At 53.3% G+C, this 13,515-nt stretch carries 12 protein-coding genes; 5 read left to right on the top strand and 7 right to left on the bottom strand.

Going from position 1 to position 13,515, the window contains the following annotated elements:
* The first annotated feature begins 261 nt into the window (after positions 1-261).
* The 5 genes from yeiB to mglC all read left to right on the top strand — a co-directional run bounded on the left by yeiB (position 262) and on the right by mglC (position 6,518).
* The gene (gene yeiB / locus ACKWMY_RS08855) at positions 262-1,443 is read left to right on the top strand and encodes a DUF418 domain-containing protein YeiB (RefSeq protein WP_024528552.1); all 1,182 of its coding nucleotides are present in this window, start codon (positions 262-264) and stop codon (positions 1,441-1,443) included.
* Positions 1,444-1,572: 129 nt separating this feature from the next.
* A complete protein-coding gene (galS, locus tag ACKWMY_RS08850) occupies positions 1,573-2,610 on the top strand; it encodes an HTH-type transcriptional regulator GalS (protein WP_024528553.1) in 1,038 nt (345 codons plus the stop codon).
* Between the two features lie 257 nt (positions 2,611-2,867).
* Positions 2,868-3,860, top strand: coding sequence for a galactose/glucose ABC transporter substrate-binding protein MglB (gene mglB, locus ACKWMY_RS08845; protein ID WP_021180577.1), 993 nt, complete (start codon positions 2,868-2,870; stop codon positions 3,858-3,860).
* 127 nt (positions 3,861-3,987) lie between these two features.
* Positions 3,988-5,496, top strand: coding sequence for a galactose/methyl galactoside ABC transporter ATP-binding protein MglA (mglA, locus tag ACKWMY_RS08840; protein WP_409486195.1), 1,509 nt, complete (start codon positions 3,988-3,990; stop codon positions 5,494-5,496).
* An 11-nt stretch (positions 5,497-5,507) separates the two neighbouring features.
* Positions 5,508-6,518, top strand: a complete 1,011-nt coding sequence (gene mglC, locus ACKWMY_RS08835) for a galactose/methyl galactoside ABC transporter permease MglC (RefSeq protein ID WP_021805061.1) — start codon at positions 5,508-5,510, stop codon at positions 6,516-6,518.
* Between the two features lie 133 nt (positions 6,519-6,651).
* Here mglC and ACKWMY_RS08830 read toward each other — a convergent pair whose 3' ends face one another.
* From ACKWMY_RS08830 to ACKWMY_RS08800, 7 genes are all read right to left on the bottom strand, one after another.
* Positions 6,652-7,083: a GNAT family N-acetyltransferase gene (locus ACKWMY_RS08830; RefSeq protein WP_284120978.1), complete on the bottom strand. Its 432-nt coding sequence runs from the start codon at positions 7,081-7,083 to the stop codon at positions 6,652-6,654.
* 107 nt (positions 7,084-7,190) lie between these two features.
* Entirely contained in the window at positions 7,191-7,946 is a 756-nt protein-coding gene (sanA, locus tag ACKWMY_RS08825) for an outer membrane permeability protein SanA (protein WP_409486194.1), read from the bottom strand.
* A gap of 165 nt (positions 7,947-8,111) precedes the next feature.
* Positions 8,112-9,809, bottom strand: a complete 1,698-nt coding sequence (locus tag ACKWMY_RS08820; protein WP_409486193.1) for an NAD-dependent malic enzyme — start codon at positions 9,807-9,809, stop codon at positions 8,112-8,114.
* Between the two features lie 155 nt (positions 9,810-9,964).
* A complete protein-coding gene (cdd, locus tag ACKWMY_RS08815; protein WP_024528556.1) occupies positions 9,965-10,849 on the bottom strand; it encodes a cytidine deaminase in 885 nt (294 codons plus the stop codon).
* 136 nt (positions 10,850-10,985) lie between these two features.
* Positions 10,986-11,681: a CidB/LrgB family autolysis modulator gene (locus tag ACKWMY_RS08810; protein ID WP_021180583.1), complete on the bottom strand. Its 696-nt coding sequence runs from the start codon at positions 11,679-11,681 to the stop codon at positions 10,986-10,988.
* The gene (locus ACKWMY_RS08805; RefSeq protein WP_409486192.1) at positions 11,678-12,085 is read right to left on the bottom strand and encodes a CidA/LrgA family protein; all 408 of its coding nucleotides are present in this window, start codon (positions 12,083-12,085) and stop codon (positions 11,678-11,680) included. The genes ACKWMY_RS08810 and ACKWMY_RS08805 overlap by 4 nt, the downstream gene beginning before the upstream one ends.
* A 139-nt stretch (positions 12,086-12,224) precedes the next feature.
* On the bottom strand, positions 12,225-13,448 hold the full coding sequence (locus ACKWMY_RS08800; RefSeq protein WP_024528558.1) for an MFS transporter: 1,224 nt from the start codon (positions 13,446-13,448) through the stop codon (positions 12,225-12,227).
* Between the last annotated feature and the right edge of the window lie 67 nt (positions 13,449-13,515).

Raw genomic sequence — 13,515 nt, 5'->3', positions numbered from 1 at the left:
CTCACCCCAACCCTCTCCCATAGGGAGAGGGAGCTGATAAGTCCCTGCTCTTTTGGAAGCAAAAGGGTCATATCAGCAAATGAATACGAGGCTGCTGCTTAATGGGGTTTCTACTTTTACTAGACTTGAATACAAACTCAATCAACCTCCTCATCGAAAGTGAATCACTCTAATTTCAAGCACACTCGATCGGTCCCCTCTTCTTGTGGGAGAGGGTTAGGGTGAGGGGGCTTGTTACTGATTGAAATACAGCGGAATAACATGAACGCTAACGAAACTCCCCGGCTACCACGCATTGCTACGCTGGACTGCGTACGCGGTATCGCCATCCTTGGCATTCTACTGCTGAATATCAGCGCATTTGGCCTGCCGAAAGCCGCCTACCTCAACCCCGCCTATCTGGGGATGCCCTCCACACGCGATGTCTGGACCTGGGCACTGTTGGATCTGTTCGCTCAGGTCAAGTTCCTGGCCATGTTTGCTCTGCTGTTTGGTGCCGGTCTGCAACTGTTGCTACGGCGGGGCAAAGTCTGGATCCGCGCCCGGTTATCCTGGTTGGTTCTGATTGGCCTTGGGCACGCCATTTTCTTATGGGATGGAGACATCCTGCTGGCCTACGGGCTGATCGGCCTGGTGTGCTGGAGGATGATCCGTGACGCGCAGAATACCTTCACTCTGTTGAAAACCGGTGCGGTGCTGTATCTGATCGGCGTGGCGGTGTTGCTGCTGCTAGGGTTTATCTCTCACGGTGAACCGGGCAGTTTCTGGCAGCCGAGCGTGGCCGAATTGCAGTATGAGACGTTCTGGAAGCTGCAAGGTGGGCCGGAAGCCTGGCGCAGCCGCCTGGATCTGCTCTCTTCCAGCCTGATAGCCATCGGTGCGCAGTATGGCTGGCAACTGGCCGGGCTGATGCTGTTTGGTGCAGGCATGATGCGTAGCGGTTGGCTGCGTAACAGCTATTCACCTGCTTACTACCGCCGCCAGGCCGCCTGGCTGATACCGCTTTCATTGCTGATCCAGTTACCCGGTGTGCTGCTGCAGTGGCAGCTGAATTGGGAGTATCGCTGGAGTGGCTTTCTGCTGCAGGTGCCGCGTGAGTTGGGCTCGCCGCTGCAGGCCATTGGCTATCTGGCTCTGGTCTACGGTTTCTGGCCAACGCTTTCCCGCCTGCGTATCAGCCACTGGCTAACCCAGGTCGGGCGGATGGCGCTAAGCAATTACCTGCTACAAACCCTGATTTGCAGCACGCTGTTCTTTCGTTTTGGCCTCTATCAACAACTCGACCGTTTGCAGCTATTGGCGGTCGTCCCCCTGGTGTGGCTGGCTAACCTGTTGTTTTCCACGCTGTGGCTGCGTTACTTCGCACAGGGCCCGATGGAATGGCTATGGCGCAAGCTGACTTCCCTTGCCGCGGGCGAAAGTCTCCGTCAGCCGACAAAATGAGATCTGGCGCAGGTAGGTTAAAAAATTGTATGTAAACGTTTTCTTTCCTGTGACGGAATTCACGCTGAGGAGGATGACAAACGGGGTAGGATAACGCCACTGTCTACTCTGTCGACCTCGGGACGTTTCATGAATTCTGTGCATTCAACCACCATTCGCGATGTGGCGAAGCGTGCGGGTGTGTCCGTCGCTACCGTCTCGCGAGTGCTGAACAACAGTGCCCTGACCAGCAAAGAGACCCGCGAACAGGTGCTGAAGGCGGTGGCGGAACTGGGTTATCGGCCAAACGCCAACGCGCAGGCATTGGCTACCCAGAGCAGTGAAACGCTGGGCGTGGTGGTGATGGATGTCTCCGATCCGTTCTTCGGCGCGTTAGTGAAAGCGGTAGACACGGTGGCGCAGCAAAACCATAAATATCTGCTGATCGGCAACAGTTACCATCAGGCGGACAAAGAGCGTCATGCCATCGAGGTGCTGATCCGTCAACGCTGCAATGCCTTGATTGTTCATGCAAAAGCGTTAGATGACGCAGAACTGATCGCCTTTATGGATCAGATCCCGGGCATGGTGTTAATTAACAGAATTGTAACGGGCTATGAGCACCGCTGCGTTGGCCTGAACAATGTGTTTGGCGCTGAAGTTGCCATGCGCTTGCTGCTCTCACAGGGGCATCAGCGGATCGGTTATCTGGGCTCCGATCACCCTATCGAAGACGGCCCGCTGCGCCAGCAAGGCTATAGCCAAGCTATGGCCGCAGCCGGTTTTTCCCCACCGGATAGCTGGCGGGCTTACGGCTCACCGGACCTGCAAGGCGGTGAAGCGGCAATGGTTGAACTGCTGGGCCGCAACCTGCACCTGAGCGCTGTGTTCGCCTATAACGATGCCATGGCCGCTGGCGCCATGGCGGTGCTGAAAGAAAACGGTATCACGGTACCGCAGCATTTCTCGCTGGTGGGGTTTGATGATATCCCGATTGCCCGCTATACCAGCCCCAAGCTAACCACCATCCGTTATCCGATCGTTTCAATGGCCACCCTGGCTACCGAGCTGGCGCTTAAGGGCGCTGCCGGGCAGCTTGAGCCTCAGGCTTCACACCTGTTTATGCCGACGCTGGTACGCCGCCATTCTGTCGCGCCGTGGCAAAGTGAGGCTTCGGTCACTCTCTGAACATTTAATATTGTGTAACCGTTTTCAATCTGTGAGAAAATTCACAGATTATTAACATAGTGCCGTCTATGCTCTAGTCGTTTTCCAGCGCAAAGGCTCTTGCCAGCCAAGCTTTTAATCTGGCGCTGACACAGCATCACAGGAATAACAAGCAACACGGATGACAGGAATTCTTTTGAAACTGCCACGCCCAACTGTGTGCATTGTGGCTAAAGGCTTAATACCGAGTACGACCCTCTACAAACCGGAGACAGACAATGAATAAGAAGGTTTTCACCCTGGCCGCGCTGGCCGCAAGCATGATGTTTGGCGCAGCTGCGCATGCTGATACCCGCATTGGCGTCACGATTTACAAATATGACGACAACTTTATGTCGGTGGTGCGCAAGGCGATCGAGAAAGATGCCAAAGCTTCTCCGGATGTCACGCTGCTGATGAATGACTCACAGAATGACCAGTCCAAGCAGAATGACCAGATCGACGTACTGATTGCCAAAGGCGTAAAAGCGCTGGCAATCAACCTGGTGGACCCAGCCGCCGCACCGGTGGTGATTGACAAGGCACGTGCCAACGATATCCCGGTGGTATTCTACAACAAAGAACCTTCCCGCAAGGCGTTGGATAGCTACGACAAAGCTTATTACGTTGGTACCGACTCTAAAGAGTCTGGCGTGATCCAGGGCGAACTGATTGCCAAACACTGGAAAGCCAACCCAGCCTGGGATCTGAACAAAGACGGCCAGATCCAATATGTGCTGTTGAAAGGTGAGCCGGGCCACCCGGATGCAGAAGCGCGTACCACCTACGTGATCAAAACGCTGAATGAAAAAGGCGATAAGACTCAGCAACTGCAGATGGACACCGCGATGTGGGATACCGCTCAGGCTAAAGACAAGATGGACGCCTGGTTATCTGGCCCTAATGCCAACAAGATCGAAGTGGTAATCGCCAACAACGATGCGATGGCAATGGGGGCGGTTGAAGCCCTGAAAGCTCATAACAAGAGCAGCATTCCGGTCTTTGGTGTCGATGCCCTGCCAGAAGCACTGGCAATGGTGAAATCCGGAGCGATGGCCGGTACCGTGCTGAACGATGCCGACAATCAGGCGAAGGCGACCTTCGATCTGGCGAAGAACCTGGCCGCGGGCAAACCTGCTGCCGACGGCACCCAATGGAAGATCGTCGATAAAATCGTGCGTATTCCTTACGTGGGTGTAGATAAAGATAACCTGTCTCAGTTCGTGAAATAAACCGAGATAGAGAGAAATGCCCCCACTGTTTTCTCAGTGGGGGAACTTATTAGAAGAACCCGTTAATTCTCCACTGCTGCAAGCCAGCTTGGGAGAGTGCTGGTTCCAGAATTAGCCAGGACTATTTATGGCCGAAAACTCTCGTGAGTGGCTACTGGAAATGACGGATATCAGTAAGTCGTTTCCTGGCGTAAAGGCATTAGACAAAGTGAATTTACGCGTACGTCCAAACTCCATTCATGCACTAATGGGGGAGAACGGCGCCGGAAAATCCACCTTATTAAAATGTCTGTTTGGCATTTATAAAAAAGACTCCGGCAGTATTCTGTTTCAGGGTCAGGAAGTCGATTTCAAAAGTTCCAAAGAGGCGTTGGAGCAGGGGGTTTCGATGGTGCACCAGGAACTGAACCTGGTGTTGCAACGTACCGTGATGGACAACATGTGGCTGGGGCGCTACCCGACCAAAGGGCTGTTTGTCGATCAGGACAAGATGTACAAAGACACCAAGGAAATTTTCGACGAGCTGGATATCGATATCGATCCCCGCGCCAAAGTCGGCACGCTGTCGGTATCCCAGATGCAGATGATCGAAATTGCCAAGGCGTTCTCCTACAACGCTAAAATTGTGATTATGGATGAGCCAACCTCTTCTCTGACCGAGAAGGAGGTGAATCATCTGTTCACCATTATCCGTAAGCTGAAAGAGCGTGGCTGCGGCATCGTGTATATCTCGCACAAGATGGAAGAGATCTTCCAGCTATGCGATGAAATCACCGTTCTGCGCGACGGCCAATGGATCGCTACCCAGCCGCTGGAAGGGCTGGATATGGACAAGATTATCTCGATGATGGTTGGGCGTTCGCTGAGCCAGCGTTTCCCCGATCGTCAGAATACGCCGGGTGAGGTGATTTTAGAGGTGAAAGGCCTGACCTCGTTGCGCCAGCCTTCGATCCGCGATATCTCTTTCGATCTGCATCAGGGGGAGATCCTGGGCATTGCCGGGCTGGTGGGCGCCAAGCGTACCGACATTGTGGAAACCCTGTTTGGCATCCGCGAGAAGGTGGCTGGCACCATCAAGCTGCACGGTAAAAATATCAACAATAACAGTGCGAACGAAGCCATCAACCACGGTTTTGCCCTGGTGACGGAAGAACGTCGCTCCACCGGTATTTATGCCTATCTGGATATTGGTTTTAACTCGTTGATCTCCAATATCCGTCAATACAAAAACAAAATGGGCCTGCTGGATAACAGCCGGATGAAAAGCGACACCCAATGGGTGATCGATGCCATGCGGGTGAAAACGCCGGGCCACCATACCAATATCGGTTCGCTTTCCGGTGGTAATCAGCAAAAGGTGATCATTGGCCGCTGGCTGCTGACACAGCCGGAAATCCTGATGATGGATGAGCCAACGCGCGGTATCGACGTGGGGGCCAAGTTTGAAATTTACCAGTTAATGACCGAGTTGGCGAAGAAGGGCAAGGGGATCATTATAATCTCTTCCGAAATGCCGGAGCTTTTGGGAATTACCGACAGAATATTGGTGATGAGTAATGGTCAGGTTGCGGGCATTGTGAATACCAAACAGACCTCGCAAAATGAAATATTGCGGCTAGCCTCCTTGCATCTTTAAGGATCGTAATTATGAGCGCACTGAATAAAAAAACCTTGTTCACCTATTTTAAAGAAGGTGGCATTTATCTGGTCCTGTTGGTGTTACTGGCGATTATTATTATCCAGGACCCGACCTTTTTAAGCCTGATGAACCTGAGTAATATCCTGACCCAGTCCTCGGTGCGTATTATCATTGCGCTGGGCGTGGCCGGGCTGATCGTCACGCAGGGGACAGACCTTTCCGCCGGGCGTCAGGTAGGGTTGGCAGCGGTAATTGCCGCGACCCTGCTGCAATCGATGGATAACGTCAACAAAGTGTTCCCGCATATGGAAACCTGGTCGATCCCGCTGGTGATCTTGCTGGTTTGCGCCGTGGGTGCGGTGATTGGCCTGGTCAACGGCTTGATTATCGCCTACCTCAACGTGACGCCGTTTATCACCACGTTGGGCACCATGATCATCGTTTATGGGATTAACTCCCTGTATTACGATTACGTGGGCGCTTCACCGGTGGCCGGTTTCGATCCGAAATTCTCCACCTTTGCCCAAGGGTTCTTGCGATTCGGTGACTTCAAGCTGTCATATATCACCTTCTACGCCATTATTGCGATCGCCTTTGTCTGGGTGCTTTGGAATAAAACTCGCTTTGGCAAGAATATCTTCGCCATCGGTGGTAACCCTGAAGCGGCGAAAGTCTCTGGCGTCAACGTCCCGCTGAACCTGATCATGATTTATGCGCTGTCTGGGGTGTTCTATGCCTTTGGTGGCTTGCTGGAAGCGGGGCGTATCGGTAGCGCCACCAACAACCTCGGCTTTATGTATGAACTGGATGCTATCGCGGCCTGTGTGGTCGGCGGGGTGTCGTTCGCCGGTGGGGTTGGTACGGTGCTGGGCGTGGTGACCGGGGTGATCATCTTTACCGTCATCAACTACGGCCTGACCTATATCGGCGTGAACCCTTACTGGCAGTACATCATCAAGGGTAGCATTATCATCTTCGCGGTAGCGCTGGACTCCCTGAAGTACGCCAAGAAAAAATAAGTCTGTTTTATGCTTTACGATAACGGCCAGCATCTGCTGGCCGTTTTTGAACTGTACGGGTAAAATCAAAAAATAAAAACGATAATATCGATGTTTTTAGTCAACTGGTGATATTTTATTGATATTAAAATTTTTAACGAATGAGATGATAAACGCCGTCAATTTCATCAGAAATCCTGAATCCGGCGGCCTTCGCGGATTTCAAAGAGGCAACATTAGATACTTTAATCTCTGCATAAAGTTTGTCCTTAGTCTCATGACAGACTTTACAAACGATTGCTTTTGCTAAGCCCAAACCGCGGTGTTCAGGAGATACTGTCCATGATAATTCGACCAAACCGTTGTCAAGCTCATCTTTCCGGACAGTACCGACTGCAACACCACAAAGCTCAACAATTAATATTTTCCTGTGTTTATTGTTAAGGCTATCTTTTAACCATTTAACATGGCTAGATAAAGTGAGTAGACCCATATTGTGGCTCGATACTCTTGTTGTTTCATCATTTCTCCAGTCTAGTAGTAACTGTGCATCTTCTAATGTTGCTTCGCGGAATATTAAGTTCATTACTAAGCCTCTCACAATATTTTTACTGTAGGATACATGAAACAATTCTGACGTCACAAATTTTGTACAAACAGTCGGCAACGGTGTGGGGAAGTATTAGAGCAAACCTAAGGGGTCTTTGCCTTCACCTGTGCCTTAAGCTTTTCTGCCGCCAGCTTGTGCTCCAGCTCCACCAACTGCTCCGGAGACACCGCCGGGTAACCCGGTGCATCTTCCGGCACCTTGTGCATCGCAGATATCGGGATTAATGGGCCAAGGAAGCGGGGCTCACGCTTGAGGATATACAGATCGGTCAAGGCTCCCAGGCGGGCAAAGATCTCGCGCACGCGTACCGTCATCATGTTTTTTGGCGAAGGTACCGCATAGCATTGCGCCTGGATGCCCATATGCAGGGCGATAAACAGGGCGCGCTCGCAGTGGAAACGCTGGGTGATGATGATAAAGTCGTTGGTATCGAACACCTTGCGCGTACGGACGATGGAGTCGAGGGTACGGAAACCGGCATAGTCGAGCACGATATCGCTAGGCGCAACGCCAGCGGCCAGCAAATCGCGGCGCATGGTCATCGGTTCGTTGTAGCTTTGCTGGGCATTATCGCCGCTCAGCAGCAGGTACTTCACCTTACCGCTGTTATAGGCGTTGATCGCCCCTTGAATACGGTAGCGGTAATATTGGTTAAGCACGCCGGTACGGTAATATTTGGAGGTGCCAAGCACCACCCCCACCTGACGGTGTGGTAGCGTTTGCATTTCTTCGTAAATGTAAGGCGCGGTTTTCCAACTTATCCAGCGATCGAGCGCGATAGCCGACAGCATCAGCACCGAAATGATGATGAACAGGCTAATTATCAGGCGTTTCCACATGTTGATGCCTTGCGCGAACGAGGGCTAAAGTAAGACTCAAGGCTACTTTACCTGCTCGGCAGACGCAAGCGGCGTGCCGGTTAGCGCAGTTATTACGCTGCATTTTTCAGCAAAATCTGGTCTTGGCGTGATAACCGGGCCTGACTAACAGGCCCGGTGAGGAACTTAGAACGATGTACGCTTGTAGATACGATACTGCGGGCGCCAGAAGTTATGTTCAATGGCTTTAGACAACGCTTCTTCCGACGTCACCACTGCTACACCCTGCAACTGAGCGGCTTTGCCCACTTCCATCGCGATGCATTTGGATACGCCCTGAATATCATCGATATTCGGCAGCAGTGCGCCGTGGCCATCGGTAGCCAGCGGAGAGCAGTCGGCCAGGGCACGGCTGGCGGCCATCAGCATGGCATCGGTGACCCGTTTTGCCCCAGCAGCCAGTACGCCAAGGCCAATCCCCGGGAAGATATAGGAGTTGTTGCACTGGGCAATAGGGAACAACTGGTCTTTATAGGTTACCGGTGAGAACGGGCTGCCGGTGGCGACCAGTGCGGCACCGTCGGTCCAGTTGATGATATCTTCTGGACGGGCTTCCACGCGAGAGGTTGGGTTGGACAGCGGCATCACGATCGGGCGCTCGCAATGCTTATGCATCTCACGGATCAGCTCTTCGGTAAACAGCCCCGGCTGGCCAGAGACGCCGATCAGCACGGTCGGCTTGGCGTTGCGCACCACTTCCAGCAGGGAGATCGCATCACTCTCCACCTGCCATTGCTCCAGATTGGCACTTTTCTGCACCAGCTTGCTCTGGAAATCGAGCAGATTCGGCAACTTATCCGTCAGCAGGCCAAAACGGTCAACCATAAACACGCGAGAGCGGGCTTCTTCTTCGCTCAGCCCTTCGGACTTCATCTGGGCGATGATCTGCTCGGCAATCCCACAGCCTGCGGATCCCGCCCCCAGGAAGGCGACGGTTTGATCGCGCAGTTGGCTGCCAGCGGCACGGCTGGCGGCAATCAGGCTGCCCAGCGTCACGGCGGCGGTGCCTTGGATATCGTCGTTAAAGCAGCACAGTTCGTCACGATAGCGATTAAGCAGCGGTGTGGCGTTGTTCTGGGCGAAATCTTCAAACTGCAACAGCACGTTCGGCCAACGGCGTTTTACCGCCTGGATGAACTCTTCCACAAAGGCGTGATATTCATCACCAGATATACGCGGATGACGCCACCCCATATAGAGCGGATCGTTCAGGCGTTGCGGGTTGTTGGTGCCCACGTCCAGCACCACCGGCAAGGTATAGGCCGGGCTTATGCCGCCACAGGCGGTGTACAGGGAGAGTTTACCGATCGGAATACCCATGCCCCCGATGCCCTGGTCGCCCAGGCCAAGGATGCGTTCACCGTCGGTGACCACAATCACCTTAACGTTCTGCTTGGTGGCGTTTTGCAACATATCGTCGATGCGATCGCGGTTCGGGTAGGAGATAAACAGCCCACGTGCGCGGCGATAGATATCGGAGAAATGCTCACAGGCTTCACCCACGGTTGGCGTATAGATGATGGGCATCATCTCGCTCAGGTGCGAATCCAGCAGGCGATAGAACAGCGTTTCGTTGGTGTCCTGGATATTACGCAGGTAGATGTGCTTGTCGTTATCGTTCTTGAAATCCTGATACTGACGGTAAGCGCGTTCCACCTGTTCTTCGATGGTTTCTATCGCTTCCGGCAGCAAGCCGTGCAGGTTGAAGTTACTGCGTTCTTCTTCGGAAAAGGCGCTGCCTTTATTCAGCAACGGGAACTCCAACAGAATGGGGCCAGCGTAGGGGATGTAGAGAGGGCGTTTGCTTTCGTATTCCAGTTCCATCAGTTTTACTCTTTGCCTAGGGTAAGCTTATTACTGCCGATCCTAAGATATCGGCAAAATATGTACAGCATTTGTTAGTAATTAATGAGGAATTGTCGTTTATTGCTGGTTTTTTAGCCGGATTGCGGCGGAGCACGATGGCTCCGCCTGAGGGATCAGAAGGTGATGCGTTGGACGTCTTGGCAACCCAAGGCCGCCAGGGTGGCCGTTGTAGCATCCCACTGGGTCAGAATTGCGCCTTCTGCTTCTGCCAATACGGCACGGTGGATTTTCTGGCAATCGCCACCGGAGACATTCATCAGGATCAGTGCGGCCTGCAATGGCGGCAGGCTAGGGTTGAATGCGGCGTTTTCTGCATAGCGGCCAGCGTAAACCTTGCCGTCTTCTGCTTCCAGCGCTACGCCGCTATGGGCGGTGCTGTAAGGGGCATGGCTGCGGTTGGCGGCATCCAGGGCAGCTTTCGCCAGTTCATCATCCAGCGTCAGTTGGAAACCGTGATCGACCGGATCCATCAGCAACTCGCTGATTTGCAGATCTTTCGGGCCGAAGGAGTAAGGCAGGTAATCACCCAGCGTGGCGGTCGCCCGTGCAGGCAAGTGGATCTCCAACTCGGTGCCGCTGTTAAGCTCATTCATAAACTGGCGGCAGTGGCCACAGGGTGAGTAGTTGACAGTGACCGCAACCAGTTTGGCTTCGCCACGCAACCAGGCATGAGTGACAGCACACTGTTCCGCGTGCACGGTTTGTTGCATAGGTGCACCACGGAATTCCATGTTGCCACCAAAATACCAGTTGCCACTGACGCCACGAGCGACAGCCCCAACGTGAAAATGCGAAATCGGCGTTAACGAGCAGGCCGCCGCCAATGGCAGCAGAGCAAAGGCCAGAGCATCGTCATCCAACCCGCACTGTTGCTTGATCGCCGCAATCTGCTCGGCCTTGAACATGGCTGCGAAATCAGGCGCATCTAAATAAGGCAGCAGGGCGGATTGCAGGGCCGTTGGCAATTCGCCGTAGGCAGTTTGAAAGCGCGAGTGCATAAGAAGTCTCTCTACAAGTTAACGGGTTAACATTCTAGGCAACCGGCCCACAATAAAGTGTGACTAATATCTATTTTTTAATGAAACAGATGCAATGAAACTTATAAATGCGAGATGTATCGCGGGTTTTTAGTCGTTAACCAAACAGCCGCAGCAGTATCGGGAACACGAACGGCGCAGTCAGCGAGGTAATAATCCCGCAGATAACCAGAGCCAGCGAACTGAAGGCGCCCTGTTGGTAATCCATTTCTACGCAGCGTGCGGTACCCAACGCATGCGAGGCGGTCCCCATCGCCAAACCGCGCGATGAATTGGTGTTGATCCGCAACAGGCTAAGCAGCGAATGGCCAAAAACCGCCCCCAGAATACCGACAAAAATCACGCACACCGCGCTGATGGCCGGGATGCCGCCAATCGACTCGGCTACCGCCATGGCTATCGGGGTCGTCACCGATTTTGGCAAGATCGAGGCGGCAATTTCGGGCTTGGCCCCCATCAGCAGGGCAATGGCACCGCCGCTGATCATCGCGGTCATGCTGCCAATAAAGCAGACGGTGATGATGGATTTCCAACGCGCGCGGATCTGATGGATCTGCTCGTATAGCGGAAAGGCAAGGGCGACCACCGCCGGTTGCAGCAGATCGTTGAGGATTTTGCTGCCTTGAAAATAGCGTTCATAAGGAATGCCGGTCAGCAACAGCAGCGGGATAATCACCGCCATCGAGACCAATAATGGGTTCAGCAACGGCATATGGAGCTTTTGCGCCAGCTTGCGTGCCGCGTAAAACACCACCAGGGTCAGCGGCAAGGACCACCAGATATTTTGCATCATTGCTCATCCCCCGCATCTTTTGCTTTACCGAGGATGGGACGCTCGCGGTGGAAGTAATGTGAAGTATAGCCAACCACCACAAACACCAGCAGCGTACTGATCAGGCAAGACACGATCAGCGGAGCCAGATCGTCAACTATCTGGTCGTAATACTTCATGATACCGACGCCGATTGGCACGAACAGCAGCACCATATAGCGGATAAACAGATGGCAGCCGGGCTTGACCCATTTGGCCGGGAGAATTTGTGAGGAGAGCAGGGCAAACAGGATCAACATTCCGATAATGCTGCCGGGTATGGCGATCGGCAGCAGCGCCGAAATGGCGTTACCGGCGAACAGGCTGAGGTAGATCAGCACGATCGCCCTGACATATTTCCAACACAGGTTAAATAGGTTGTCCATAGTGCATTCTCGTTGATGTTGACGCATTCATCATACAATTAAACTGTGAGCTACGCCACAAAACGCATCATGAATTCTCGCTATGCCTATCATGCCATTTTGGCAAGATTGTGGCCCGTCTTAAGTGTAGCGGGCCAGGCTATTCCGCGCTGCTCAGGCTGGCAAGCGGCTTTTGCTGTTCCGCCAACCGATGGCCGAGGAAGAAGAACAGCAGGCTGAACAACGCAGCGGCGATCAACACCAGGAACATTACCGGCGGTGGCGCATAGCTCAGCAGGAAGCCGCACATCACCGGGTTGATGGCTCCCCCCAGATTACTCAGGCTCTGCACGCCGTAATAGCTGCCTTTCAGGTGCGGCGGGGCGATAAAATCGATAAACATATATTCGACCGGAATGACGATGATTTCCCCCAGGGTAAAAATCGCCATGGCCAGCACCCATAGCCATATCGAAAGGCCCGCCAGCATAAAGCCGATCAGCCCCAGGACGAAGAACAGCGTGCCCAGCATCAGCCAGCGCAGCATGTTGTCCTGGCGCATACCGCGGCTCAGCAGATACTGCAGGGCGATTACGATGCAGGCGTTGACGATCATCACCACGCCAATCACTTTGTATGCAAATTCGGCATCGCTAACGATGATCAGATACTGCGACAGATAGCCGGTAAATTGGCCAAACACCACCGCGCCTAACGTGCTGCCAAGGGTGAAATAAATCAGCCGCCGATCGCCGCGTAGCACATTCAACGTCTGGCGGAAGTTGAGAACCGACGGTGGAGTGTTGCCGGTGTCTTCTATCGGTGGCGATGGATAGTTGCGCAGGCGGAAGCTCAGGGTGATCACCGTCAGTAATGCCAACCCGCCGGACAGGTAGAATGGCAGCAGTGGGCTGTACCCGGCTACCATCACTCCCAATGATGAGCCGACGGCCCAACCAACGTTCACCAGCGTATAGTTGATCGAGAAGGCCTTGATACGTTGGTTTACCGGCAGCCAACTGGCAAAGCAGGCCTTGATGGCGATGCTGAGCACCGCATAGGCGGTATGTAAGATGGCTAGCACCAAGATAACGCCAGCGGGGTGCGTGACCCATGGGATAGCAAAAAAGCTCAGCGAAAATAGCAGGATGGCGAGCAGTATCAACGGATTTTTATTAAAGCGATCGACCAGATAGCCGCCATAAAAGCTGCTGATGATACCGATAGTCAGGCTGACGCCCAAGATAATGCCCACGCTTTTCGGCAGCAGGTGGAAGTGCTCGGTCAGGTAAATGGTGATAAAGGGCAGCGTGACGCCACGGCCTATGGTCAGCACCAGCGAACTTGCCAGCAATATCTTAATCAGTGGGGGGAATCCCTTCATAACCAAACCTGTTGATGCATACAGTTATTACGCCAGTGCAACTACAGTAGCTTATTTTGTGATGCAG

The organism is Serratia sp. J2, from assembly GCF_046269175.1.
GTDB classification, from domain to species: domain Bacteria; phylum Pseudomonadota; class Gammaproteobacteria; order Enterobacterales; family Enterobacteriaceae; genus Chania; species Chania fonticola_C.
The sequence above is the reverse complement of the archived record's forward strand: the minus strand, read 5'-3'. Positions and strand labels throughout refer to the sequence as shown.